Origin of the sequence: Nocardioides sp. Soil796 (assembly GCF_001429525.1) — a bacterium.
In the GTDB taxonomy this organism is placed as follows: Bacteria; Actinomycetota; Actinomycetes; order Propionibacteriales; family Nocardioidaceae; genus Nocardioides.
In genome coordinates this window covers 122,720-147,545 of the sequence record NZ_LMSQ01000021.1, presented here as the reverse complement: position 1 = coordinate 147,545, position 24,826 = coordinate 122,720, and the positions used below count along the sequence as shown (strand labels likewise).

The following is a 24,826-nucleotide window of genomic DNA, read 5'->3' as shown; positions in this document are numbered from 1 at the left end:
TCAGCAGCGACCGGTGAACACGTAACAGCGCAGCCGCGGCTCGGCCTTCACCATCGGCGCACCTGCCGTGTTGACGTAGGGCAACAGCGTGCTGGCCAGGTTCGGCAGTGCCACCAGCATGGGCACGTAGTCGAGCTCGGCGGGGTCGACGTACGGCATGTGGAGCTGGCCGCAGACCACGCGGTCGATGCGCGCCGGATCAGCCGGGCCCCTGTGGTTGAGCGCGTCCATCACCAGGGCGTACGCCGTCGGGTCGATCGTGCCGACCAGGTTGTGCTCGTAGACGTCGAGCGGGCAGATGTCCTGGACCGGAACGTTCGTGATCCGGCCTGCGCCGGTGTGCAGGAAGGACGATGACATCGGCGTGACGACCTCGTCCGTGCGGCTGGTGATGTTGGTGTAGCTGATCCCGCGGAAGGTCTCGGCGCGACTGTTCAGCGCCCGGATGAAGCGGGCTCCGGCCTGCTGCTGCCAGACCGCCGGCGTGCACGTGGTCACCCCGGGGATGCAGGACGGGATCGACTCGGTGCCGTGGTTCGAGGGCGCCATCCCGATCATGTCGTCGACCATCGCACGGGTGTCGGGCCAGAAGCGGAGTGCCCAGCGGGGGTTCATGCCCCCTTGGCTGTGCCCGACGATCGAAATCCGTTTACCGGTGCGTCGGAACATCGTGCGGATCGCGTGGACGTGGTACTCCCCCGCCACCTGGATGTCACCGAACGTGTGGTGCGGCATGGTCACCGCGCACCAGTAGCGGCCCTGGGCGGTGAACGCCTTCATGTAGTTCCAGGCGTAGTTCTCCCGCGGCGTCACGCTGGTGGCCGGGCTGAGCAGCACTGGCCGCTTCGTCGACGCAGGCGATCCGTGGCACTCCAGGGACTCACGCAGCCTCGCCGCCGGCACCGAGAGCTTCGGTCCCGGTCGGTCGAGAGGGGCGTACGACGGCACCGAGGTTGCAGCCTGGACAGGACCGACCGGCGCCAGACCGACCAGACCCAGATCCAGGCCGACGAGACCCAGACTGACCAGCGCGGGCATCAGGACGTGCGCGATTCTCTTCACGCGCGTCACAACGACCAGCCTTCGCACGGGTTACTTCGCGACCCGTCAGCGGAAGGCGGCCTCACCGGTGAGCGAGCGGCCGATGACCAGCTGGTGCACCTCGGAGGTGCCCTCGTAGGTCAGCACCGACTCGAGGTTGTTGGCGTGCCGCATGATCGGGTACTCCAGCGTGATGCCGGCGGCACCGAGGATGGTGCGCGACTCACGGGCGATCGCGATCGCCTCGCGGACGTTGTTGAGCTTGCCGAGCGAGACCTGCTCGGGGGCGAGCCTGCCCTCGTCCTTGAGCCTGCCCAGGTGCAGGGCGAGCAGCATGCCCTTGCCCAGCTCGAGCGACATGTCGGCGAGCTTGGCCTGGGTGAGCTGGTAGGCGGCCAGCGGCTTGTCGAAGATGTCGCGCTCCTGCGAGTAGGCGATGGCCGTCTCGAGGCAGTCGCGCGCCGCACCCAGGGCACCGAACACGATGCCGTAGCGGGCCTCGTTGAGGCACGACAGCGGACCCTTGAGGCCGACGACCTCGGGCAGCACCGCGTCGGCGGGGAGGCGCACGTTGTCGAGCACGAGCTCGGAGGTGACCGAGGCGCGCAGCGACATCTTCTTCTTGATCTCCGGCGCGGAGAAGCCGGGGGTGTCCGTCGGTACGACGAACCCGCGGACGCCCTCGTCGGTCTGCGCCCACACCACGGCGACGTCGGCGACCGAGCCGTTCGTGATCCACATCTTGTTGCCGTTCAGGATCCAGTCGGTGCCGTCCTGCTTCGCGCGGGTGACCATCCCGGCCGGGTTGGAGCCGAAGCCCGGCTCGGTCAGGCCGAAGCACCCGATCGCCTCGCCGGCGGCCATCCGGGGCAGCCATTCCTGCTTCTGCGCCTCGGAGCCGTGCTTCCAGATCGCAAACATCGCGAGGGAGCCCTGCACGGACACCAGCGAGCGCAGGCCGGAGTCGCCGGCCTCCAGCTCCATGCAGGCCAGGCCGTACGCCGTCGCCGACGTACCGGCGCAGCCGTAGCCCTCGAGGTGCATGCCGAGCACGCCCAGCGAGCCGAGCTCACGCGCCAGCTCACGGGCGGGGATGGTCGCGGACTCGTACCAGTCGGCCAGCTGCGGCTTGACCTTCTCCTCGACGTACTTGCGGACGGTGTCGCGGATCGCGCGGTCCTCCTCGCCGATCAGGGCGTCGGTGTCGAAGAGGGCCAGGGGCGTCTTGGGCGTCGGGCTGGACATGGTGTGGTTCCTAACGTGAGAGGGACGACGGTGAGGAGGGTCGACTGTGAGTGGCCAGGGGTACGTCGTGGGCTCGTCGCCGCTCTCGCCGTCGTACCTTCGAACGGGTACATACTCCGTCATCGAGGAGTGCCACGGTCATGAAGCACCCCCGATGAGCTTGTCGATCTCGGCGTCGTCGTACCCGATCTCGGACAGGATTTCGCGGCTGTGCTGGCCCAGCGTGGGAGGAGCGCTGCGCAGGGCCGGGCGCTCGCCGCGGAAGTTGACCGGGAAGCGGATCTGCTCGAGCGGTCCGACGACCGGGTGGTCGACGGTGTCGATCATGCCGAGCACCTTCGTCTGCTCGGACTCGTAGATCTCGTCGAGGGAACGGATCGGGGTGACCGGCACCCCGACCTTGCCGAGCAGCTCGCACCACTCGTCCACCGTGCGACCGGCGAGGGCGGCCTCGATCTCGACGTTGAGCGCCTTGCGGTTGGTCACCCGGTCGGCGTTCCGCGCGAAGCGGGGGTCCTCGAGCAGGTCGGGGCGGTCGATGTTGTGGCACAGCTTCTGCCACATGCTCTCGTTGCCGACCGCGATCACGAAGTAGCCGTCGGAGGCCGGGTAGGCCTGGTAGGGCACGAGGTTGGGGTGGCCCGAGCCCAGTCGCTTGGGCCGTTCGCCGGTGGCGAAGTAGCCGGTCGACCAGTTGATGTGCAGCGCCAGCTGGGTCTCGAACAGCGACGTGGTCACGTACTGCCCACGACCCGTGCGACCCCGCTCGACCAGGGCCGCGAGGAGGCCGATCGTTCCGAACAGCGCGGCGCTGAGGTCGGCCATCGCGAAGCCGGCCTTGAGCGGCGGGCCGTCGGGCTCACCGGTCAGCGACATCAGTCCGGCCGAGGCCTGGGCGACCATGTCGTAGCCGGGCTCGAGCTTCATCGGGCCGGTCTCGCCGAAGGCCGAGATGTTCAGCACCACGAGCTTCGGGTACTGCTCGGAGAGGCGCTCGAAGCTGAAGTCGTCGGCCAGCGAGCTGCCGGGACGGAAGTTCTCGACCACCACGTCGGCGTCCTCGATGAGCCGGTGCACGGCCGCCTGGCCCTCCGGCGACTTCAGGTCGAGCGTCACCGACCGCTTGTTGCGGTTCGCGGCCAGGTAGTAGGTGGCGTCGGGGCCGTTGAACGGAGGGCCCCACTTGCGGGTCGGGTCACCACCGTCGGGGTGCTCGACCTTGATCACGTCGGCGCCCATGTCGGCCAGGGACATCGTCACGTAGGGACCGGCCAGGATCTTGGAGAGGTCGACGACGCGTACGCCGGAGAGCGGTCCGGTGGACTCAGGCACGGGTGCTCACCTCGGTGGTCGACGGGATGGCGTCGTACGCCGCGCGGGCCAGGTCGGCGGCGACCTCGCCGCCGTCCGCGATCTGCTCGAGCGCGGTGAGGGCGGGGGTCTCGACAAGGCGTCCGGCGACGATGCGGTGCAGGGCGGTGTGGGCCAGCAGCAGCTTGCGGTGGCCCAGCCCGACCACGATCTCGCGCTGCGCCTGCTCGAGCAGCAGGGTGGCCACCACGGTGTGGCACAGGTCGTCGACGTACGCCGCGATGCCGACCTGCTGGCTGTCGGCGTCGGCCGCGAGCAGCGCGTCACCACGGGCCTGCAAGGCCCGGAACCGCAGCGTCAGGTCGTCAGCCATCGGCTTGACGGCCGGCTCGTCGAGCGCGGCGAGGCGGTCGAGGTAGGTGCCGGTGACGACCTGGTGGCCCTGCTCCTTGCGCATGCAGCGGAGCACGTCGAGGGCGATGACGTTGGAGGAGCCCTCCCAGATCGAGCCGAGGTGGGCGTCGCGCACGAGGCGGGGGTTGACCCAGTCCTCGATGTAGCCGTTGCCGCCGCGGATCTCCATCGCCTCACCGGTCACGGTGCGGGCCCGCTTGCACACGGTGTGCTTGGCCAGCGGGGTGAGGATGCGGATGAGTGCGGCGGCCCGCTCGTCGCCCGCGTCCGCGGCGTCGAGTCGCTCGGAGGCCTCGAGCACCAGGCCCAGCGAGGCCTCGGCGTCGAGCATCAGCGGCAGCAGGGTGGCCCGCATCAGCGGCTGGTCGAAGAGGGTCCTGCCGAAGACGACCCGCTGGCGGGTGTGGTCGATCGACTCGCGGACCGCGCGGCGCATCAGGGCGCTGGCGCGCATCGCGTTCGAGAGCCTGGAGACGTTGAGCATCTCGGCCATCTGGAGGAAGCCACGGGTCAGGTCACCGACCGGGCGGGCGTAGGCACTTTCGAGAGAGACCTCGCCGCTGGCCATCGACCTGGTGCCGAGCTTGTCCTTGAGCCGCTCGATGCGGAAGGTGTTGCGGGTGCCGTCGGGACGGAACTTCGGCACCATGAACATGCCGACCCCGCGCGTGCCGGTCCCCTGCCCCGGGACCTGGGCGAGGGTCAGGATGACGTCGGCGGAGACGTTCGAGCAGAACCACTTGTGGCCGGTCAGGGTCCAGTGGTCGCCGTGGTCGGTGGCCACGGTCTCGGTCTGGCCGATGTCGGTGCCGGCCTGCTTCTCGGTCATGAACATGGCGCCGGTGGCGAGCGTGTCCATGTCGGTCGAGCTCAGCGCGTCGATCTCGTCGGCGAAGCTCTCCGGGTCGAAGAGCCGCAGCACCCGGGCCGCGGAGTCGGTCATCGAGACCGGGCAGGCCAGGCCGAACTCCGACTGCACGAACAGGTAGGACACGGCGTACTTCACAAGGTGCGGGGTCCTCGTGGGCCACCCGAAGACCCCGGAGCGGTGTGACATCGCAGCCAGGCCGAAGGTCTCGAAGGCGATCTCGCTCATCCGCCGGTACGCCGGGTGGTACTCCACCTCGTCGACGCGGGTGCCGTCGGCGGCGAACTGGCGCAGGGTCGGCGGGTTGCGGTCGGCGGTGGCGGCCAGCGCGTCGAGCTCGGTGCCGGCCAGCTCGCCGAGGTCGTCGAGGACGGTCTCGAGGCGGGCGCGGTCGTCGGCGGGCATGAGCGCGTCGAGCAGCGGGCGGAGGGCGGGGTCGCGGTCAGCGAGGTTCATCGGGATGCCTTCTTCTGGGAAAGGGTGGTCGGCGGTCAGGCGGTGTGCGCGCCGGCGGTCACCGGCACCGGCGTACGACGCCAGGAGGTGCGGGCGATCAGGGCGAGCACGCAGACCACGGAGATGAGCACGTAGCCGAGGCCGAGGACGATCACGCTGATGATGGAGCCGGTCTCGTTGAGGAGGAACTGCGAGACCAGGGGCGCCGTACCGGCGAAGATCGTCGTGCAGAGCTGGTAGCTCACCGAGATGCCGGTGTAGCGGATCTCGGCCGGGAAGACCTCGGACAGGATGCCGGCCAGCGCCGAGTAGTACATCGCGTGCGGGGCCGTGGCGAGGGCCATGCCGACGATGGCCCACATCATCGACCCGGTGTTGATCAGCACGAACATCAGCGGCAGCAGGACCAGCTCGGGCACCAGCATCAGCAGGATGGCTCGCTTGAGGTCGATCCTCGTGGCGAGTACGGCGCCGAAGGGCTGCACGAGCACCTGCACGACCAGCGAGATGGCCACGACGACCAGGAAGTCGGAGCGGTTGAAGTCCAGCTCGGTGGTGGCCCACGACAGCGCGAAGGTGGTCTTGACGTAGGTGACGGCCACACCCGCGGTGACGGCGCCGACGCCGAGGAGGACGATCCCCATGTGGTTGCGGAGCAGCTCCATGATGGGCATACGGGCCGTGCGCTTGCTGTCGAGGAGCTTGGTCATCTCGGGCGTCTCGCTGAGCCTGAGCCGGATGAACAGGCCCACGAAGACGAGCAGTGCCGAGAACAGGAACGGCAGGCGCCAGCCCCACGAGCCGAAGGCCTCGTCGGAGAGCTGGGTGACGGCCAGGAAGGCCAGGGTGGCCAACAGGTTGCCGACCGGCGAGCCCTGCTGCGCGAAGGCGCCGTACAGGATCTTCTTGCCGGGCGGTGCGTACTCCGTGGCGATCAGGACCGCTCCGCCCCACTCGCCACCGACCGCGACGCCCTGGAGCATGCGCAGCAGGACAAGCAGGATCGGGGCGGCCACGCCGATGGCGCCGTAGCTGGGCAGGAAACCGATCGCCAGGGTGGCGAAGCCCATGATCATCAGGGTCGCGATCAGCGACTTCTTGCGGCCGTACCTGTCCCCGAAGTGGCCGAAGACGACGCCACCGAGCGGGCGGGCCAGGAAGCCCACCCAGAAGGTGCCGAAGGCCGCGAGCGTGCCGACGGCCGACGAGGTGTTCGGGAAGAACACGTCACCGAGCACGAGCGCAGCGGCCGAGCCGTAGATGTAGAAGTCGAACCATTCGACGGTGGTGCCGACGAAGGCGGCGATGCCGGCCTTGCGAGCGCCGGCTCGCTGGGCGCGGTCGTCGTGGTCGACGCTCGCTGTCGTGCTCGATGCCATGAGGAGCTCCTCGTTGCGGGGGCGGTCACGTGGGGCTACCTACGATGGCGATGAAATTGATACGCGTCCAACACTAAATTGGACACTTGGTATGACGGATTCCGTCTTACCCAACGGTAGGCAGAACCTCTTCCGCCACCCGCAGCACCTCCCGCAGGGCACCGGAGTTGTTGCTGGCCCGCCAGGCCAACGCGATCGGCAGGGCGGCCGACTTCTTGCGCAACGGCCGGAAGGCCACGTGCTCGAGCTGGATGTGCTGCGAGGAGCCCACCACCAACGCCACGCCAACACCGGCGCCGACCAAGGTCAGCAGGTTGTAGGCGTCGGGCGCCTCCTGGGCCACCATCGGCGTGAAGCCGGCGTCAAGGCACAGCCGCGTCGTGGCGTCATGGATCGCCGAGCCGTGCGAAGCCGGGAAGGTCACGAACGGCTCGGTGGCGAGGGCGTTGAGGTCGACGGTCTTGCGGCGGGCGAGCGGATGCGCCTTCGGGAGCGCGACGACGATCTCCTCGTTGCTGATCACCCGCATCTCCAGGTCGGGCCTGGTCGTCAGGGCGACGAAGCCGAGGTCGAGGTCGCCCGACGCGATCTGGCCGAGCGCCTCCCCGGAGTAGATCTGGCTTCTCAGCACCAGCTGGATGCCGGGCAGCTGGGCGTTCACCTCCTGCGCGAGGCGCGGCAACGCGTCATAGCTGCTGGCGCCGGCGAAGCCGATGCTCACGCGTCCGACCTCGCCGAGTGACGACGCCCGCACGGCGCGACGCGCGACCGCCGCGGCGGCCAGGACGTCGCGAGCGGGGCCCAGCAGTGACTCCCCCGCCGGGGTGAGCCGGACGGTGCGCGTGCTGCGTTCGAACAGGGTCGCGCCGAGGTCGCGCTCGAGCAGGCGGATCTGCTGGCTCAGCGGTGGCTGCGCCATGTGCAGTCGTGCCGCGGCCCGACCGAAGTGGAGTTCCTCGGCGACCGCGACGAACCCCTCGAGATGACGTAGCTCCATGGGCACAGCCTCGCAGAAGGGCCTCCTGCCCGGGCTTCGCCCTACCCGCCGCCGGGCAGGGGCAGGACCGCGTGAACCCTGCCTCCCGAGGGCCCCGGACCGGCCGTGACCGTGCCGCCCAGCTCGGCGGCCCGCTCGCGCATGGACGCCATGCCCACCCCCGGTGTCCAGGCGCAGGCCCGGTCTGCGGCAAGGCCTTCGCCGAGGACGTCGATCTCCAGCTGCCGACCGTCCGAGGCCAGACGCACGTGGGCGCGGTGGTGGCCGCTGTGGCGGGCCACGTTGGTCAGGGCTTCCGCGACGATGCGGTACGCCGCCACCTCGACGGCAGCCGACAGCGGAGGGAGCCCGGCCGCCTCGATCCTCACCTGGACCGGTCCGCCCTCGGGAGTGCGCATTGCGGTGGCCGCCTGCCGCAGGGCACCGACCAGGCCGAGCTCGTCGAGCGCGGGAGGCCGCATGGCGTACACCAATTGACGGATCTCCGTGATCGCCGCGACCGTCTCGGTCCGCAGGGTGGTGAGCAGCTCCTCGGCCCGGTCGGGTTGGGACCGCAACGTGTTGCGCACGGCGTCCGAGGTGAACGCGATCCCGGAGAGCCGCGGGCCCAGGCCGTCGTGGAGGTCACGGCGCAGCCTCCGTCGCTCCTCTGCGAGGGCGGTGACCGTGCCCTCCCGCGAGAGCCGCAGCTCGTCGGCCAGCGCCCGCACGTGCAACGTCTGCGACAGCAGTGCCGCAACCAGCTCGAGGACGTGCGCGTCACCGCGACCCAGGGCCAGGTCCCCGGGGCGCAGACCGACGGCCAGCACCGCAGTGCTCCCACTGAACGCGAGGGGCAAGGCGTGCACGTGGGTGACCGGCGTACCCGAGACCGCGACGTCGACGCCGTCCACCCGGATCGCGGCGTACGGCAACACCATCGCCTCGCGCACGGCCTGCAGCGCCACCACCGGATCGTCGCCCAGACGGCCGGCGACCTGCGACGCGGCGTCCAACGGGTCCGGCCGGCGACCGAAGAGCAGCTCGTCCACGACGCCGCGCAGGACCACCTGCAGTGGATGGACGGTCAACGCAGCGAGGGCGCCGATGACACCGAGCACTCCCGGGGACGGGGACGAAGGCAGGCCCGGGCCACCGAGGAGGTCGAGGAACGACACCGTGCCGACGAACACGCACAGGTAGCAGACCACCGCGACCGCGACGACGGCCACCCGGACCACGAGGGCACGCACGTCCATGAACTCCGGCCGGGCGACACCGACGTACATCGCCGGCGCGACGATGGCCCACAGAGCCACGCCGACGGCCACCACGACGTCGCTCGCGGAGCCTTGGCCGCCGTCGGCGGTGAAGACGAGGACGCCGCACCCGAGACCCGCGACGCCCAGCGCGAGCGCCATCCACACCAGGGGGCGTCGCGCGGCCGCGTCCGCACGCTCGATGCGCCACCACGTGTGCGCGATCAGGATGCAGCCGGCGGTGAACTCCAGGACGCCCTGCGCGTCGGACGCCCCGGGCTGGACCGTGATCAGGAGCCCTGCGCCCGCCACTCCCACGAGTGCGGCGAAGTCGACCGGGTGACGCCACTCGACCCGGGGATAGGTGATGATCGCCAAGGGCAGCAACAGCCCTGCGGCCGCCGCGAAAAGGAGCTCGGCCAGCTGCTCTGCGGGACGGGCGTCTCCGGTGCCGGAGACGAGCGTGGCCGCGGCCAACGTCACGCCACCGAGCACGAGGAGGCCCGCGGCGAGTCTGCTGCGCCGGGTGGCGAGGAGCGCCAGACCACTGCCCACGCAGCTGACTGCCGTCACGACCAGCGCGACCAGGACGGGGTACACCGTCACGTGCGGCCCATGCCTTCCTCCCGGGCGCGGATGATCGCCGCGGCACGGTCGGCCACCTGGAGCTTGGCGAAGATGGTGGTCAGGTGGTTGCTGACCGTCTTGGGCGAGAGGAACAGCTCCCGGGCGATCACCGCCGTACGGCGCCCCGCGGCGAGCCGGTCGAGGATCTCGCGCTCCCGGGCGGTCAGCTCGGGGAACGCCGCCTCCCCGGATGCCCCCGCCATCGACCCGGGCGACGGTGCCGCGAAGAAGTCGAGCACCCTTCCGGCCACCCCGGGCCCGAAGATGACCTGACCCCCGACGACGGCGCGGATCGCGGCAAGGATCTCCTCCTGCTCCGCACCCTTGAGCAGGTAGCCACGGGCACCGGCACGCATCGCGGTGAGCACGGTCGCGTCGTCGTCGTACATCGTCAGCACCAGGACCGCCGTCCCGGGAACCGTCTCGTGCAGCCGGGCGGTGGCCGCGACGCCGTCGAGCCCCGGCATCCGCACGTCCATGAGCACGACGTCGGGCCGCAGCAGCTGCACCTCTCGCACGGCGGCCTCCCCGTCGGCGGCCTCGGCGACCACCTCGAACCCGGGGCTGGTCTCCAGCAGCGCACGCAACCCGCCCCGCACCACGGGGTGGTCGTCGGCGATCACCACGCGCAGCGTGTCCACCACCCCATGATGGACGCACCGGGGACCGGGCGCATGGGTAATCCTTCCCTCCTTCGCACCAGGCGGGCCCGAGAAGGTGGAAGATGTCGGGAAGGGACGCCCTGTCGCCGGGAAGCCCGGTGGGACGAGCGTGGTGCCAACCAGCCGGCAACCCGCCGGCCAGCCTCCCCAGGAGCCAGCAGATGTCCATCAAATCCACCCGCCAGAGAGTCGGCCTCGTGCTCGCCGGACTCCTCAGCGTCGTCAGCATTCCCAGCGCGTTCACCCCTACGCCCGACGGCGAGACCGGTCCGCCGTACGTCGTGCTCCTGCTCGGCACCGTGCTCGGCATCATCGGACTCGTCGCGGTGATCGTCGCCTGGCGCTCGGACAGCCCGGCGGCGCTTCGCGTCGCTTCGGGCGCGCTGATCGTCAACGCCCTCACGTCACTTCCCGCGTTCTTCGTCGACGTCCCGTCGTGGTTGAAGCTGCTGGTCGCGCTCAACGTGCTGGTGACCACCGCCGCAATCGTCCTGATGCTCTCCGGCGTGCGGCGTCCCGTCGCCCACGTGGACGTCGAGGTGCCCTCATGATCGCCGCAGTCGCCATCCTCGTCGCCTTCCCGGCGGGCTACTTCCTGCGCTCCACGCTGGCCGCCAACACGACGTACGCCGTCGCGTACCTGTGGGCGTTCACGTTCCAGACGCTGTACCTGATGCTGGACTCACTGGACGGTGGTGCGGACCCGGCCTTCACCACCGACGAGTTCCCGCTCAGCTACGGCCTCGTCGCGCTCGCGATCTTCGCCGTCGGGTTCGGCCTCGTGCGGCTCGGTGTCGTCCTGCGGCACCGGCGTACGTCGACCGTCCTGGCCGGCCGAGCCTAGGGCAGTCGCAACCAGGAGTCGAGGGTGTCGAGCCACTCGGCCAGCGTCGGCACGACACCGTCACCGAACGCGGTGTCGTAGCCGGCGTACCCCATGCCGACCATGACCAGCGAGGCCAGGGCGAGGAACAGGCCGGCCGGCACGAGTGCCCGGCCGGCGACGTTCGCCCGACTGGTCGCGGCCATGCCGAACAGGACGAAGACCAGCGCCACCACACCGGCGATGACCGAGACCGCGCGAACCGCCGTGAAAGGTGCGGTGAAGATCGCGACCAGGCCGGCAAGGAACGCCAGCTCCGCGGCCGCGGACGTGCGGACCCCTCGGTCCGGTGATGCATCGAACAGGCCGTTCAGCCCGTCCTCCCCAGGTGCTGCCCCCATTGTCGTCATGCTCCAATTCTAGGAGCGGGTACGACGCAACACCGACCGCCACTCAGGCGCATTCACGACGAGTTTCACGCCGCGTTTCCGACCGGCCGAGTGGGGCGATCAGTCGAGCGACTTCCGGAAGTGCACGTCGGCCGATCCGGCCGTCGGAATGCCCTCGGTGCGGGCGAACTCGACGTACCCGCGGCTCTCGTAGAAGCCCGGCGCCTGGAAGGTGAACGACGAGACCAGCATCTGCACGCAGCCGCGGTCACGGGCGACCTGCTCGGCCTCGTCGAGGAGACGACCACCCCACCCGTCGCGACGTACGTCGTCACGGACCCACGTCATGCCGATGCCGGCGGCGGTGCCCCAGGTCCAGCCACTGACACCCGCAGCCAGCTCGCCGTCCGCGTCCTTGACGGCCACCGTGAACTCCTCCGCGTCGGGGACTCCCGGGGTGGCCGCGCGGTTGAACTCGGTCAGGCCCGCGTCGAGCCGCTCGTCGAGGGAACCGTCGGCGCCGCCTCTGTGCAGGGTGAACGTGGCTGGATCAGTCATGGACCCGAGTCTGCCGTACCCCCCGTTTGCGGTGGTGCGCGCTCGGGAAAGAACAGTCCGTGAACGACGACGAATCCGGCGCGGACCGCCCTCCTGTGCGGCGGCGCCTCCTGCCCCTGCTGGCCGCAGTGATGGCAGTCGTCGTCGCGGCGCTGGCCCTCACCCTGGTCGTGGTCAAGAAGGACGACCGCCGTCCGCGTGCCGAGGTCGGCGACGTGTTCCGGGCGCCGTCGCCCGCGAAGGACCTGCCCGACCAGGCGACCGTGTGGATCCCGTGGGCCCGGCTGCACGTGGCCGCAGGAGAGCCGAAGGACACGTTGCCCGACCTGTCCGGCGCACCGGCCAACCTGCAGGCACCCGACGGCGGCAGTTTCGTCCGCGTCCAGGCCACCATCGAGGACAGGATCCCGGTGGCCACGATCGCCACGCCCTTCGTGATGGAGATCGAGGTCGTGCTGCGTGCGGACGGGAAGGACTATCCGTTGAGTGGCCCCGGCGGCCTCGGCCTCGATCCCAACGGCCCCCTCGATCAGGGCGGCGAGAGGTGGGTCGCAGTCGAGGGCCACCCGAAGGACATCGAGGTCCGCATCACCGTCGACGACGAGACCCAGGTGGTCGACGCCTCCGACGGCTCGGTCGACAACGGGAGGGCCGCCGCACTGGCGGACATCCCCAGCGCAGAGGAGCTCGCGGACCTCGACGACTTCGGCTGCGGGCGCTTCCGCCAACGACCCGCGCTTCGCGGTGACGACTCCCCCTTGCGGATCAGCTATCCGGAGTACGTGACGTGCACGGTGACGGTGAGCCTGCGCACGCCGTACGTCGACGGGATCGGGTGGGCCGAACCCGGTCGCGAGTTCATGGTCGTCCAGGTCGAGCCGCCGCACGACGTGAGCGTGCGCACCGAGGCCATTGCCTTGTGGCGTTCCAGCTTCACCCTGTCGGCGAGTCTCGAGGGACGACCCAGCGTCAGGAGCAGTGACCTGAGCTCATTCGACAACGGCTACCTGAGCAGTCCCGACGGAGACCAGTTCGTCTTCGACGTGGCCGCCGGCGAACCTGCCGGAGACCTCGCCCTCTCCGCCCATGTCCGGGCCCACGTGGGCGACGCGATCGTGACCGAGCGCAAGCGCACCGTGATCGCCTGGACCGTCCCGGGAAGGAAACTGGCATGAGCGAGACGGAGATCCGGACCCGCCCCAACCACCTGCGCACGGCCCTCGTGATCGTGACGGCGGCCCTGATGGTCGAGGCCGTCGTACTGTCCGTGCGACTGGCGGGCGAGCTCCGCGACGACCCGGTGGACGTGCTCGAAGTCGGGAAGACCCTCCCGTTGGATGCGTCGCCGTACGGCACCGAGCAGACCGTGCTGCTGCCGGGAAGCGAGGTCACGGTCAGCGTCGCGGACCCCACCGATGCGCTGGACCACGACCTGGTCAGCTACGACTTCGACGATCCACGCAGCAGCAGGTACCGGGACCTGCACGCCCCGAAGGGCGGCAGCCTCGTGCCGGTGACGTGGAGGATCCGCGCGATCGGCGGCTTCGGTCGCGAGAACGACCCGAACCCGATCGAGATCCGTCTCGCCGCCGGTGACCAGCGCGTGACCGTGGACTCGGTGAAGCTCGAGGATCCCAGTGACACCCTCGACGCCCTCGACCCCCAGTTCGTGGTGATCGCGCTCCGCGGCAAGCTGGCGCCCGACGACCTGCGCATCGAGGTCGAGTACGACGGCCTCACGCAGGTCGTCGACGTGGCCTCCGGCACCATCGATGCCGGAGCGGCACAGGCACTCTACGAACCGCAACGGCACTATGACGCCGGTTGCGCCGAGGTCGAGGACGACTGCAACGTCGTCGCGGCGAGGCCCGGTCAGGCCCTGCTCCCCGCCGGCGCCGGGTTCACCGCGAGCTACCTCACCCTCTACCCCTACGACAGCGATCTCGGTTGGGCCGACGAGGGAAGCCTGTGGGCCGGCGTACTCCTGCAGATGTTCGGCGGCTATGCCGAGGACCGGGCCGGCAACTCCTTCTACATCACTCGCCAGAGCGGCCCACTCTTCACTCTGGATGGGCGTCGGGCCGTGCACCGGCAGAGGCTGAACGGCGGGCGGAGCACCACGTCCGGGCGGGTGGTGTTCCGCGTGGACGTCGACGCCGCGCCACGCGAGCTCGCCTTCCGACAGGTCTTCACGCTGGCGGAGGGGGCAGGCACCTTGTCGGTCCGGGCCCGCCTGCCGCTGCGGCCGGTCGACGGCAACTAGCGCAACGCGCCGACAACCACCAGGCCGACCGCCTCGAGGTCTCCGATCATCAACAGCAGGCCGAGCGTGACGAAGAGCCCGGCAATCACGGTGAACGTCAGGCCGGTCCATGAGCCCTGTTCCTATCACGGTTCGCACCGCAAGAATCCACGGTTCGGGGCGCAAGAATCCACGGTTCGCGATGTATTGCAAGAAGTGTTTCGAAAGAGTAGTTTCGACGCATGCGACAGGAGACGAGGCGACTGACCGACGCCGGGGCGCTGCGGGCGCTGGCCCACCCGGTGCGCCAGGAGATCTACGAGCACATCGTGCTGCGTGGTGCGCTCACCGCCACCGAGCTGGGCGACCTCCTCGACGAGACGCCGGCGAACTGCTCCTGGCACCTGCGCAAGCTCGCCGAGCACGGGTTCGTCGAGCCGGCCGAGGGCGGCAAGGGACGGCAGCGCCCGTGGCAGGCCACCTCGCGCGGACTCAGCTGGGGCGGGGCGGAGGACGACGACGAGACCCGACGTACCGGCACCGCGATGACCCGCATGATGGTCGACCGCGAACGCACCCGCCTCGACCACGCCCTCGAACGCCTCCGCACGGACGACCCCGTCTGGGACGAGGCGGCGAACGTCAACCAGTCGCTGCTGTGGCTGACCGCCGACGAGCTCGCCGAGATCAACGAGACGCTCAAGGAGATCGCCACCCGCTCCCTCGACCGGCACGACGACCCCTCGCTGCGGCCACCCGGTTCACGGCTGTGCGCGTTCCTGGCCTGGGCCGTGCCGACGTACGACGTGATCGAGCCGACGCCCGACGGCGACGCACCTCACGCGGACTAGCCATGCGCGCAGCGTTCCGCTCCCCCGGCTTCGGCTGGCTGTTCGCCGGCACGACGACCTCGATGCTCGGCGACTCGATCATGCTGCTCGTCTTCAGCCTCTGGGTGAAGACGCTGACTGACTCCAACGGCCTTGCCGGACTGACCTTCCTCTTCATGCTCCTGCCGACGCTGATCGCTCCCCTGCTCGGCGCGACGATCGACCGGATGCGGCGAAAGCCCTTGCTGGTCTGGGGAAACGTCGCCTCCGCGGTCATGCTAACTCCCCTGCTCTTCGTGCACGACGCGAGCCACGTCTGGATCATCTGGAGCGTCGCGTTCCTCTACGGAGTCTCGATGGTGGTGCTGCCGGCCGGCCTCAACGGGCTCCTCAAGGAGCTGCTCCCCGACGAACTCCTGGTCGACGCCAACGCCTCGTTGCAGACGGTCAAGGAGGGCTACCGGCTCTTCGGCCCCCTGGTCGGCGCCGCCCTCTTCGCACTCACCCACGGGTGGGGCGTCGTGGTGGTCGACATGGTCTCGTTCCTGGTCGCGGCGGTCTGCATCGCGCGGATCAAGCTCACCGAGGACCTGCCCGAGCGCGAGGATGCCGACTTCTGGTCGGAGATGACGGCCGGCGCCCGCCACCTCGCCCATGAGCCGGTGCTGCGCCAGGTGGTGATCTCGTTCGCCATCCTGCTGCTGGTGCTCGGCTACGCGGAGGCGTCGATCTATGCGATCACCGACGCGTTCCACAAGCCGGCCGAGTACGTCGGGGTGCTGGTCAGCGTGCAGGGCCTCGGCGCGATCGTCGGAGGGCTCTGCGCCAGCCGGCTGGTGCGCTCGCTCGGCGAGCCGGCCTCGATCGCGCTCGGCCTCTTCCTGATGGGCACGTCGTTCCTCGGCGTCTCCCTCGCCCCCACGCTGACCCTGTTGTTCGCGCCGATCATGCTGATGGGCTTCACGCTGCCGCTCACCTTCGTCGCGTTCACCACGCTGGTCCAACGACGTACGCCGCAACGCCTGATGGGCCGGGTGTCTACCGCCATCGAGGTGCTGCTCGGCACGCCGCAGGCCCTCTCGCTCATCGTCGGTGCCGCGCTGGTGACGCTGCTGAGCTATCAGGTGATCTGGGCGTTGATGGGCGCCCTGACGCTGGTCGCGGCGGCCTACCTGGCGGCGCAGCTGCGGCGTCCGTCGATGCGCGAGGCGCTCGCCCTGTAGGACACCTAGGCTGGACCGACCGCCGTCGTACTGGAGGACTCCTTGCCGTCACCACCCACCACCACCACCGCCGTCGTGACCCTGCCGTTCCCGGTCAGCCGGCTGCAGGATCCGCCGGCCGGACTGACCTACAACGAGTTCCGTGAGGGCATGGATCCCGAGGTGCTGAGGACCACCACGTTCTGGGTCACGCCGTACACGGCGAAGCTCGACTACCAGCACCTGATCCCGCGCATGGAGCACCTCCAGGTCATCCAGTCGCAGAGCGCCGGCGTCGACGACATCGCCCCGTGGGTGCCGGCGGGTACGACGCTCTGCAATGCCCGAGGGGTGCACGACCCGGCGACGGCAGAGATGGGCGTGGCGCTGATCCTCGCGTCGATCCGCCAGCTCCCGCGCTTCGTGAAGGCCCAGACGGAGCGCGTGTGGGACAGCGACAACGCCGGCCCGTCGCTGGCCGACAGGCATGTGGTGATCGTCGGTTTCGGCAGCATCGGCCAGGCACTGGCGCGTCGACTCGAGGGCTTCGAGTGCACGGTGACCGGGGTGACGCGCAGCGGACGCGACGGCTCCGCGCCGATGACCGAGCTCCCGCAGCTGCTCCCCAGCGCCGACGTGGTCGTCCTGCTGACTCCGCTGAACGACGAGACCCACCACCTCGTCGATGCCGCGTTCCTCGCCCGGATGCACGACGGCGCGCTGCTGGTGAACCTCTCGCGCGGTCCGGTCGTCGACACCGACGCACTGCTCGCCGAGGCGGGCCGCATCTCGGCGGCCCTCGACGTCACCGACCCCGAACCGCTCCCGGCCGACCACCCGCTGTGGGCCGCCCCGTCGGTGCTGATCACTCCGCACTCGGCCGGAGGGACCACCGCGATGCTGTCGCGGGTCGACCGGCTGGTCGAGGCCCAGCTGGCGCGGTACGTCGCCGGAGAGCCGCAGCTCAACGTGATCCAGCGCTGACTCGGGCCACTCAGCCGAGGTCAGCCAGCCACCCGATCAGCGAGACCAGGAAAGGGATCACCCCGAGCACGAAGGCGACTGCGGAGACCCGCAACGCGACGCGCGACACCGGGTCCGGGTGCGTGACCGCGATCCGCGGGTAGTGCCACCACCGGGCCCGCCGGAACTCGAGCGCGAGGCCGGCTCCGGTGTCCTCGGCGTAGTCCGTCAGCACCAGCCAGCCCGCCCAGTCGATGACGAGGTCGCCCTGTGCGCCGCCGTAGGACAGCGTCGGGTCGAAGGTGAGCACCCGGAAGATCGAGCCGCCGGACTCCTCCGCCGAGATGCGGTACCACCGGCCGGTCGACCTGCGCCGCCCCTTCTTCTCCGCCACCCACCGGTGCGAGATCGCGATCGAACCGGCGGTCGCACCGGCCGCGTGCTCGCGCGTGGGCAGCCGCTCGAACCGGCCCCGGATGCTCTCCACCTGCTGCGTCGGCATAGAGCGACTCTAGGGCGTGGTGGCCGGGCAGGCCGGGCACACACGCGCCACCGGCCCTGACCGAACCCCGACCCCGGCCTCGGGGTGCAGTCCGGGGCTCGCCCCGATGTGGCCGGCCCACCACGCGTGGTCCGGTGGACAGGTGACACTTCTCGACCGACCCACTGCCGTTCCGGACCAGGCCACCACGCCGCCACCGCGCACCCTCGTCGGTTTCGTGCTCCGGCAGCTCGTGCTGCTGGCGGTCGCGGCGGCCACGTACTTCGGCGTACGCAGTCTCACGGTGGGCGACGCCGCCACGGCGACGTCGAACGCGCACGACCTCGTCGCGCTCGAGCGCAGCCTCGGCATCTTCGTCGAGCAGCAGGCCCAGTCCTTCGCGATGGACCTGCCCGGCCTGATGACCGTGGTCAACGCCATCTACATCTACGGCCACTGGCCGGTGATCGGGACGGTCTTCGTCTGGCTGGCGTGGCGCCGCCCCGACGCCTACCCGGTCTACCGCAACGCACTGCTGATCTCGGGCCTGGTGGGGATGGCGATCGTCGCCTTCTACCCGGTCGCCCCGCCGCGCCTGATGGACCTCGGCTTCCTCGACACGGTGACCACCCAGACCAACGCCTACCGCGTGTTGCAACCACCGGCGTTCACCAACCCGTACGCCGCGATGCCGAGCTTCCACGTCGGCTGGGACCTGCTGGTCGGCATCGCCCTGGTCCGCGAGTCCGGACATGCCTGGGTTCGGATGGCCGGCAGAGTGCTTCCGCTGCTGATGGTGGTCGCCGTCGTGCTGACCGGCAACCACTACTTCCTCGACGCGGTGGCCGGCGACACGATCGTGCTCGCCTCGCTTGCCGTGGCGACCTGGTGGTCGATGAGGCGCCAGCCCGAGCTTCCACGTCGATGAGTTCGTACGACGACCAGATGCCCCGCCGTCAGGACGGGATCACGATCTGCTGGAACGCCCAGCGGTTGCCGTCCGGGTCGGTGAGGTAGACGAAGCGGCCCCACGGCTGGTCGTCGACGCCCTCGCACTCGATGCCACGCTCGCGCAGGTAGGCCAACGCCTCGTCCGCATCCGAGACGACGACCTGGATGAACTGCGAGGAACCCTCCGGCATCATCTGGAGTCCGACCCCGAAGCAGAACGAGCAGGCCGAACCGGGCGGTGTCACCTGCACGAAGCGCAGCTCGGGCGAGACGGTCTGGTCGTGGTCGATGCTCCAGCCCAGGCCCTTGCCGTAGAACTCGATCGAGCGGTCGACGTCGGCCACCGCGAGCGGAATGAGTTCGATTTTGAAGTCCATGACTCTCCTCGGGATCCAGCCCCGAGCTCTCCCGAGGCGACAGACTTCAGGCTATGACCGCATCAGGCCAGGTGTTGACCGCAATTCCGATCTCAGTCATCGAGGTCGACGAGCGCCCGGTGGTCCGCCGCGACGCCGTGCAACGGGCACGGCTGGCCGGGCGGGCGCGGGCACAGCACCCACACCTCGTCGGCGACCACGCGATAGAGCCGGTACAGCGAGGGCTCGGTCATCTCGTCGCGCGACGAGGCAGCGTGCAGGCGCTCGGCCGCCCGCGGGTAGGCCTCCAACGCCTCGTCGAGGTCGGGCCCGGAGAGCGGAGCGGCCTGGCCGACGGCGTACACCGCCCGGCCGTGGTACGGCGCGACCGTCGAGTCGAAGACGGTCAGGCTGACCCGCGGATGTCGCTCGAGATTGCGCGAGTGGACGGAGTCGGTGGCCGACTGCCAGAAGAACTCACGCACCCCGCGCGACGAGAAGTAGACCGGCGACGTCCACGGATGGCCCGCGTCGTCGACCGTGCCGAGCACCAGATAGCGCGTCGCGTCGACGATGTTGAGCGCATGCACCCGAAGGTGGTGGTTCATCAATGCCTCCTCGTCCGGTCATCACCGATCATGCTGCGCCGATCCACCCGCGTCCACCTTCGGGTCGGCATCAGTGGAGTCAGGTGAGCCGGGCCAGCCGCACCACTGCGCGGTCGAGGCGTCCCTCCTCCGCGACGATCGCGCGCTGCCGGGCGGCGCCGGTGCCCCGGGAGAACACCCGGTCGACGCCTTCCTGGACCCGTGCGGTGTCACCCGTCGCCTCCAGCGCCGACGCCACATGGGCGACCAGTGACTCCACCACCTCACGGGCCGGCTTCGGCCGGTGGGTGACCGGGTCGAGGAGGTCACCGGAGGTGCCGCGCTTGCCTGCCTGCCACATGGCCAGCCGCAACAGGGCGACGGAGGCGGAGTCCGGCTCGACACCCCGGCGCCAGTCGGCGGCCGCCGTCGAGACCAGCCCCCGGGCCAGCGCTGCGACGAGCACGGCGTCGCGCGGGTCCAGGCACACGTCGGCCACCCGCACCTCGAGCGTGGGGTACCTGCGTGACGGCCGGGCGTCGAAGTAGGCCATTCCCTCGTCGAGCGGCACTCCGGTGTCGGTGAGCCTGCGCAGGTGCTCGTCGTACGCCCGACCGCTGCCGAAGACCTCGGTCGGCCCGTTGGTCGGCCACCGGGTCAATGCCTGCGACCGGTAGCTGTCGTAGCCGGAGTCGGTTCCCTGCCAGTACGGCGAGTTGGCGCTCACCGCGAGCAGCACCGGCAGCCACACCCTGATCCGGTCCAGTGCGCCGACCGCCTCGTCGTCGGAGGAGACCGAGACATGCACGTGGCAGCCGCAGGTGAGCTGCTCGCTCGCGGTCAGTCCGAAGCGGTCCGCCATCTCGGAGTAACGCTCGTCGTCGAAGGTCTGGGGTCGCACCGGCAGCGGGGTGGTGCCACTGGCCAGCACCAGCGTCCCGGACTCGGCCGCGGCCGCACGTGCCTTCTCACGCCACGTGCCCAGCTGGATCTCGAGCAGGCCGAGGTCCTCCTCGGGAGGCGTGTCCGTCTCGACCTGCTGCTCCTGGAGCTCCGGTCCGACGGAACCACCGACGTCGTCCGCGTCGGCCTCACCGTCGCCGTGCCGGGCCGCCACGCGCAGCACGTGGCTGGCCGTCGACCGTGGTGCGCCGGTCTCGGCGTCCACGAGCAGGAGCTCCTCCTCGACCCCGACTGTCCTGAACAGATCCGGGGTACCTGTCCTGGAGCGTTCGTTCATCGCGCTTCGCACCTGCCCTTCGTCGGCCGGAAGGTCTCCCACCGCCATGTGTCGCCTCTTCGGATACGTCACCCAGTCCCCGTGCTCGGTCGCCGACCTGCTCGGCCAGGAGGGCCTCGCCGCGTTCACGTCGTTGACCTCGGTCCACTCCGACGGTTGGGGCATGGCGTGGCACGCAAAGGACGGCACCACCCGCACGTCCAGCTCGCCGCGCTCGGCCGACATCGACGAGACCTACGGAATTCTCGTGCGCGAGCCTCTCTCCGGTGCGGGTCTGGTGCACCTGCGCTGGGCGACCGGAGGCCTCGAGGTCCGGCCCGAGAACACACATCCGTTCTTCGCCCACGACGCCGCGTTCGCGCACAACGGCCACATCCACCCGATCGCCGAGCTCGAGGCCCTGTTGACCCCCAGGACGCGGTCGATGCTGCGTGGCGACACCGACAGTGAGCGCTACTTCCGCTTCGTCCACCAGAGCGTCGAGGAGCACGACGACGAGGCGGTGGGCGTGACCACTGCCCTCAGCACGCTGATCAAGAAGTTCCCCCGGTGCAGCCTGAACGCGCTGATGCTGACACCGACCCACATGTTCGCCATCCACATCAACTCGCGCGCCGACTCGCCACTGCGGGCACTGCGCGAGCTCTTCGACGACGAGGGCGAGATCCCGCCGCGGCACACGACGGAGTACTTCGCGATGGACTACCGCGAGCACGACGGCCGGCTCGAGATCGTCTCCAGCGGCCTGGGCCAGGCCGGATGGACACCGGTGCCGGCGGACACCGCCGTCATGGTCGACCTCGCCACCCGGGAGGTCACCCGCCTGGATCCGATCGCCATTCTCGATGTGGATGGCCTCGACGTCGACGGCTCCTGAGCCCCCGTCGTACGACGGCCTGCCGTTCATGGTGCTACCCGGTCAACTCGTGGCCGGGTACGGCGACTTCGCCAGCAGCCCGGCAAGGTGAGACGCATTGAGTGCCAGCGTCCTGGTGGTCTCGACGGTCTTCTCCGGGGTGGGCTGCTTGTCCTTGTAGTCGACGCCCTGCATCGCTTCCCCCACCCAGTAGGTCACCGCATTGGCGGGCAGGCTGAACCCGACATCGCTGAGCGCCTGGCACAGCTCGGCGGTCACGTGGTGGGCGCCGTCCTCGTTGCCGACCACGCCGATGCCGGCGACCTTGTCATAGGTCAGCATGCGGCCGTCGTCGTCCGTCTCCGAGAGCTCGGCATCGAGGCGTTCGAGCACCATCTTGCACACCGACGACGGCTGTCCCAGCCAGATCGGGGTGACCAGCACGAGGATGTCGGCGGCCAGCACCTTCTCGCGCAGCACCGGCCATTCGTCTCCGTCACCCTCGTCGGTGCTCACCCCGAAACGCACGTCGTGGTCCACGACGCGCTGCATCTCGCCGGTCACCCCGTGGTCCAGCAGCGCAGCGAGGACCTGTGATCCGAGGAGCTCGGAACTGGACTCGGCCGGCGAGGACTTGAGCGTGCAGTTGAGGATGAGGCAGCTGAGGGAAGTCATGGAGGTCAGCTCCCCGGCCAGTCCCCGGTGACCCTCTCGAAGGCCCGCGCTCCCCCGCGCTCGGTCAGGGCACGCACCACTGCGTAGATCGCGCCCTGGACCACGGCGGCAGCGAGGATCTCCTTGAGCGCGTACTCGCTCTCGAGGGGCTTCGGGGGATCTGCACGATCGCCATGGGCGGCGCGCTTCCACACCCACCGGAAGACCGAGCTCGCCAGGAGGCCGGCCACGACGGACGTGACCAGCCCCACTGGGCGGTAGAGCACCTTCGCGGAGGTGCTGCCCCTGCGTTCCGCGGCCATCTCTACGTGAAGAGGCTGACGCCGCCGGGTCCGACGAGCAGTCCGACGATGATCAGGACTGCCCCCCAGAGGATCTGTCCTCGCACCAGCGAGACGATTCCGCTGACCACCAGAATGACGGCCAAGATCCACAAGACGAGTGCCATGTGACCCTCCCAAGTCTGCGACCGGCCGGATGCCGGGTCGCGTGGCCGTCCCGGTACCCCGAACCGACGGTTTCACCCGCCCGCTTGCCGAACGAGCCCTAGTCGCCACCGGGTTCAGGCTCCAGCAACCGCTCGAGCCCGACCCTCACGTGCATCTTCTCCAGGCGGGTCAGCTCGTCCTCCGCGCGGCGCAGGAGCTCGTCCAGTGCACGTTCGTCGAGCCGGGAGTCATGCGGTGCCAGTGCACGCAGCAGCTGCCAGCCGCTCCGCTTGCCGGAGACCGCCGTACGCAACATCTCCAGCTCGAGCACGTCGGTGAGCGGGGAGCGCCGGACGATCCGCCCGTTCGGCTTGAGGCGACCCAGCAGCTCGGCGACACGAGCACCGGTGGCCGCGACGGATGACGGTTTCCCGCCGACCTTGAGGATGATCTGTCGCAGCGCTTCACGATCGTCGTTGACCGCGGCCGCCATGAGCCGGATCTCCGCGGCCACCTCCGGATCGCCGTGCGTGCGTCCGACGCGCTCGAACAAGGCGACGCCGGCGCTCGAGCCGGCCCAGTGGTGCTGGAGCTGTCCGAGCAGCAGGTCGTCGTCCATGGGTGTCCTCGATTCGTAGGGGAACCTGCACTCCGGTACCCGTTCGCGGGAAAGGGACCCCCGGCAACGGTAGTTTGGCGCCGTGAACGGATCCACGCCCGCCGTCGTCGTCATCGACATGCAGGACGCCTTCTTCTCCTCCGGCCCGCTCGCACCCCGGGCACGCGATCTCGCCGCACGGTGCAGCGAGCTGCACCACTGGGCCGGACGCAGAGGTGTCCCGGTCTTCCAGGTGCGCACCGAGCACCTCCCTGACCGGTCGACCTGGACCCTCAACATGCTGGAGGACGACATGGGCTTCCTCATCGCCGGGGACAGTGACGCACAGGCGCTCCCCGGGCTGGCCTCCGACGGCGCGATCGAGGTCGTGAAGACACGCGACAGTGCGTTTCACGGGACCGACTTCGAGAACCAGCTGCGCGCACGCGGCATCGACCTGCTCATCGTCGCCGGGGTGTCGACGCACACCTGTGTGGCGGCCACTGCAGCGGACGCCTACGCCCACGACTTCCACGTCGTGCTGGTCGAGGACGCAATCGCCTCGCACCGACCGGAGCTGCATGAGCCGACGCTGGAGATGCTGTGCGACGAGTTCAGGTTCCGAAGGCTCTGCACCTCCGACCTGCTCAACGGTCCGGACAGCCTGATCTCACGCACTGGCTGACCTCGACCACAGGGCATACGGGGCCACGCGGCGGGTACCGCGCGGCACATGCGCACCTCCCAGGCCCCGGCCGCCCGGCAGCTCACCTTCGGCGATCTCACGATCGTGTACGACGAGCGCGTGCTCGAGCCACGTCCGTGGACCGCGGCGCAGTCGGCGTGGGCCGCGGAGCTGGCCCTCGCCGTACCGCCGGGGAGACTGCTCGAGCTCTGCACAGGTGCCGGTCACATCGGCCTGTTGGCGATCGCGAGCACCGGACGCGACGGCGTGCTGGTCGACATCGACGCCGTGGCCTGCGACTTCGCGGCCGGCAACGCGGCCGTGGCCGGCCTGGCCGAGCGGGTGGAGGTTCGCCGACGGCCGGTGGACGACTGCCTCGACGCGGACGAGGTCTTCCCGCTGGTGATCGCCGACCCGCCCTGGGTCCCGGCAGCCCACACCGATCGCTTCCCGGAAGACCCGCTGGTCGCGATCGACGGTGGGGATGACGGGCTGGCACTGGCCCGGGCCTGCCTGCTCACCATCGACCGTTGCCTCCACAGCGATGGTCTCGCGGTGCTCCAGCTGGGAAGCGTCGCCCAGGCCGACGACCTCGGGGACTGGATGGTCGGCGAGGTCGACCTCGTCGCATCGGAGGTCCGCGCCTTCGGGAAGCGCGGTGTCCTGGTGCTGCTCCGTCGACCCGGTCACCGTGCGAAGCGGAAGCCCGCGACGAACGTCTGAA

Annotated in this window: 29 protein-coding genes; 11 read left to right on the top strand and 18 right to left on the bottom strand. The window is 69.9% G+C overall.

Annotated features, from left to right (window positions below):
• The 8 genes from ASH02_RS23595 to ASH02_RS23560 form a co-directional block, all read right to left on the bottom strand.
• The gene (locus ASH02_RS23595) at positions 1–1,062 is read right to left on the bottom strand and encodes a lipase family alpha/beta hydrolase (protein ID WP_056687518.1); all 1,062 of its coding nucleotides are present in this window, start codon (positions 1,060–1,062) and stop codon (positions 1–3) included.
• 45 nt (positions 1,063–1,107) lie between these two features.
• A complete protein-coding gene (locus tag ASH02_RS23590) occupies positions 1,108–2,286 on the bottom strand; it encodes an acyl-CoA dehydrogenase family protein (protein WP_056687520.1) in 1,179 nt (392 codons plus the stop codon).
• A gap of 138 nt (positions 2,287–2,424) precedes the next feature.
• Positions 2,425–3,618 (bottom strand): CaiB/BaiF CoA transferase family protein, encoded by a 1,194-nt coding sequence (locus ASH02_RS23585; protein WP_056687522.1) that lies wholly within the window; start codon positions 3,616–3,618, stop codon positions 2,425–2,427.
• Positions 3,611–5,335 (bottom strand): acyl-CoA dehydrogenase family protein, encoded by a 1,725-nt coding sequence (locus ASH02_RS23580; protein WP_056687524.1) that lies wholly within the window; start codon positions 5,333–5,335, stop codon positions 3,611–3,613. Before ASH02_RS23580 ends, ASH02_RS23585 begins: the two co-directional genes overlap by 8 nt.
• A 35-nt stretch (positions 5,336–5,370) precedes the next feature.
• Positions 5,371–6,714 (bottom strand): MFS transporter, encoded by a 1,344-nt coding sequence (locus ASH02_RS23575; protein WP_056687526.1) that lies wholly within the window; start codon positions 6,712–6,714, stop codon positions 5,371–5,373.
• A gap of 106 nt (positions 6,715–6,820) precedes the next feature.
• Positions 6,821–7,711, bottom strand: coding sequence for a LysR family transcriptional regulator (locus ASH02_RS23570; RefSeq protein WP_056687528.1), 891 nt, complete (start codon positions 7,709–7,711; stop codon positions 6,821–6,823).
• A gap of 41 nt (positions 7,712–7,752) precedes the next feature.
• Positions 7,753–9,555: a sensor histidine kinase gene (locus ASH02_RS23565; protein WP_056687530.1), complete on the bottom strand. Its 1,803-nt coding sequence runs from the start codon at positions 9,553–9,555 to the stop codon at positions 7,753–7,755.
• Positions 9,552–10,217 (bottom strand): response regulator transcription factor, encoded by a 666-nt coding sequence (locus tag ASH02_RS23560; RefSeq protein ID WP_156393761.1) that lies wholly within the window; start codon positions 10,215–10,217, stop codon positions 9,552–9,554. The genes ASH02_RS23565 and ASH02_RS23560 overlap by 4 nt, the downstream gene beginning before the upstream one ends.
• A 182-nt stretch (positions 10,218–10,399) precedes the next feature.
• Here ASH02_RS23560 and ASH02_RS23555 point away from each other — a divergent pair, with 182 nt between their 5' ends.
• Both ASH02_RS23555 and ASH02_RS23550 read left to right on the top strand, forming a co-directional pair.
• The gene (locus tag ASH02_RS23555) at positions 10,400–10,789 is read left to right on the top strand and encodes a hypothetical protein (protein ID WP_056687534.1); all 390 of its coding nucleotides are present in this window, start codon (positions 10,400–10,402) and stop codon (positions 10,787–10,789) included.
• Positions 10,786–11,082, top strand: a complete 297-nt coding sequence (locus tag ASH02_RS23550) for a hypothetical protein (RefSeq protein WP_056687536.1) — start codon at positions 10,786–10,788, stop codon at positions 11,080–11,082. The genes ASH02_RS23555 and ASH02_RS23550 overlap by 4 nt, the downstream gene beginning before the upstream one ends.
• On the opposite strand, the gene ASH02_RS23545 is transcribed toward ASH02_RS23550, so the two are convergent.
• Positions 11,079–11,471: a hypothetical protein gene (locus ASH02_RS23545; RefSeq protein WP_156388686.1), complete on the bottom strand. Its 393-nt coding sequence runs from the start codon at positions 11,469–11,471 to the stop codon at positions 11,079–11,081. The two genes, ASH02_RS23550 and ASH02_RS23545, sit on opposite strands and share 4 nt — an antisense overlap.
• A gap of 99 nt (positions 11,472–11,570) precedes the next feature.
• Positions 11,571–12,008, bottom strand: a complete 438-nt coding sequence (locus ASH02_RS23540; RefSeq protein WP_056687540.1) for a GNAT family N-acetyltransferase — start codon at positions 12,006–12,008, stop codon at positions 11,571–11,573.
• A 59-nt stretch (positions 12,009–12,067) separates the two neighbouring features.
• Between ASH02_RS23540 and ASH02_RS23535 the strand changes: the two genes are divergently transcribed.
• The 5 genes from ASH02_RS23535 (at position 12,068) to ASH02_RS23515 (ending at position 17,266) form a co-directional block, all read left to right on the top strand.
• Positions 12,068–13,183, top strand: a complete 1,116-nt coding sequence (locus ASH02_RS23535; RefSeq protein WP_056687542.1) for a hypothetical protein — start codon at positions 12,068–12,070, stop codon at positions 13,181–13,183.
• A complete protein-coding gene (locus tag ASH02_RS23530; protein ID WP_056687545.1) occupies positions 13,180–14,271 on the top strand; it encodes a hypothetical protein in 1,092 nt (363 codons plus the stop codon). The genes ASH02_RS23535 and ASH02_RS23530 overlap by 4 nt, the downstream gene beginning before the upstream one ends.
• 221 nt (positions 14,272–14,492) lie before the next feature.
• Positions 14,493–15,101 carry a winged helix-turn-helix domain-containing protein gene (locus ASH02_RS23525; RefSeq protein ID WP_056687547.1) on the top strand — a complete coding sequence of 203 codons (609 nt, stop codon included), beginning with the start codon at positions 14,493–14,495 and terminating at the stop codon, positions 15,099–15,101.
• A 2-nt stretch (positions 15,102–15,103) separates the two neighbouring features.
• The gene (locus ASH02_RS23520) at positions 15,104–16,303 is read left to right on the top strand and encodes an MFS transporter (protein WP_056687549.1); all 1,200 of its coding nucleotides are present in this window, start codon (positions 15,104–15,106) and stop codon (positions 16,301–16,303) included.
• Positions 16,304–16,345: 42 nt separating this feature from the next.
• On the top strand, positions 16,346–17,266 hold the full coding sequence (locus ASH02_RS23515) for a 2-hydroxyacid dehydrogenase (RefSeq protein ID WP_056687551.1): 921 nt from the start codon (positions 16,346–16,348) through the stop codon (positions 17,264–17,266).
• Positions 17,267–17,276: 10 nt separating this feature from the next.
• Here ASH02_RS23515 and ASH02_RS23510 read toward each other — a convergent pair whose 3' ends face one another.
• A complete protein-coding gene (locus tag ASH02_RS23510; RefSeq protein ID WP_056687553.1) occupies positions 17,277–17,747 on the bottom strand; it encodes a hypothetical protein in 471 nt (156 codons plus the stop codon).
• Positions 17,748–17,889: 142 nt separating this feature from the next.
• On the opposite strand from ASH02_RS23510, the gene ASH02_RS23505 reads away from it, so the two are divergent.
• On the top strand, positions 17,890–18,654 hold the full coding sequence (locus ASH02_RS23505) for a phosphatase PAP2 family protein (RefSeq protein WP_162251042.1): 765 nt from the start codon (positions 17,890–17,892) through the stop codon (positions 18,652–18,654).
• 28 nt (positions 18,655–18,682) lie between these two features.
• Here the strand turns inward: ASH02_RS23505 and ASH02_RS23500 are convergent, their stop codons facing one another.
• The 3 genes from ASH02_RS23500 to ASH02_RS23490 all read right to left on the bottom strand — a co-directional run bounded on the left by ASH02_RS23500 (position 18,683) and on the right by ASH02_RS23490 (position 20,860).
• Complete coding sequence (locus ASH02_RS23500; RefSeq protein ID WP_056687556.1) at positions 18,683–19,054, bottom strand: VOC family protein; 372 nt, start codon at positions 19,052–19,054, stop codon at positions 18,683–18,685.
• A 92-nt stretch (positions 19,055–19,146) separates the two neighbouring features.
• A complete protein-coding gene (locus ASH02_RS23495) occupies positions 19,147–19,641 on the bottom strand; it encodes a pyridoxamine 5'-phosphate oxidase family protein (RefSeq protein ID WP_056687558.1) in 495 nt (164 codons plus the stop codon).
• Between the two features lie 79 nt (positions 19,642–19,720).
• On the bottom strand, positions 19,721–20,860 hold the full coding sequence (locus ASH02_RS23490) for a carboxylate-amine ligase (RefSeq protein ID WP_056687748.1): 1,140 nt from the start codon (positions 20,858–20,860) through the stop codon (positions 19,721–19,723).
• A 46-nt stretch (positions 20,861–20,906) separates the two neighbouring features.
• On the opposite strand from ASH02_RS23490, the gene ASH02_RS23485 reads away from it, so the two are divergent.
• On the top strand, positions 20,907–21,737 hold the full coding sequence (locus tag ASH02_RS23485; RefSeq protein WP_056687560.1) for a class II glutamine amidotransferase: 831 nt from the start codon (positions 20,907–20,909) through the stop codon (positions 21,735–21,737).
• A 42-nt stretch (positions 21,738–21,779) separates the two neighbouring features.
• Here the strand turns inward: ASH02_RS23485 and ASH02_RS23480 are convergent, their stop codons facing one another.
• The 4 genes from ASH02_RS23480 to ASH02_RS23470 all read right to left on the bottom strand — a co-directional run bounded on the left by ASH02_RS23480 (position 21,780) and on the right by ASH02_RS23470 (position 23,438).
• Positions 21,780–22,391 carry a flavodoxin family protein gene (locus ASH02_RS23480; protein ID WP_056687562.1) on the bottom strand — a complete coding sequence of 204 codons (612 nt, stop codon included), beginning with the start codon at positions 22,389–22,391 and terminating at the stop codon, positions 21,780–21,782.
• A gap of 5 nt (positions 22,392–22,396) precedes the next feature.
• The gene (locus ASH02_RS23475) at positions 22,397–22,693 is read right to left on the bottom strand and encodes a DUF4235 domain-containing protein (protein WP_056687564.1); all 297 of its coding nucleotides are present in this window, start codon (positions 22,691–22,693) and stop codon (positions 22,397–22,399) included.
• Between the two features lie 2 nt (positions 22,694–22,695).
• Positions 22,696–22,839 (bottom strand): GPGG-motif small membrane protein, encoded by a 144-nt coding sequence (locus ASH02_RS26755; RefSeq protein WP_200950045.1) that lies wholly within the window; start codon positions 22,837–22,839, stop codon positions 22,696–22,698.
• A 98-nt stretch (positions 22,840–22,937) separates the two neighbouring features.
• A complete protein-coding gene (locus tag ASH02_RS23470; protein ID WP_056687566.1) occupies positions 22,938–23,438 on the bottom strand; it encodes a hypothetical protein in 501 nt (166 codons plus the stop codon).
• Between the two features lie 82 nt (positions 23,439–23,520).
• Here ASH02_RS23470 and ASH02_RS23465 point away from each other — a divergent pair, with 82 nt between their 5' ends.
• Both ASH02_RS23465 and ASH02_RS23460 read left to right on the top strand, forming a co-directional pair.
• Entirely contained in the window at positions 23,521–24,102 is a 582-nt protein-coding gene (locus tag ASH02_RS23465) for a cysteine hydrolase family protein (protein WP_056687569.1), read from the top strand.
• A 48-nt stretch (positions 24,103–24,150) separates the two neighbouring features.
• Complete coding sequence (locus ASH02_RS23460) at positions 24,151–24,825, top strand: RsmD family RNA methyltransferase (RefSeq protein WP_056687571.1); 675 nt, start codon at positions 24,151–24,153, stop codon at positions 24,823–24,825.
• Position 24,826 lies beyond the last annotated feature (1 nt).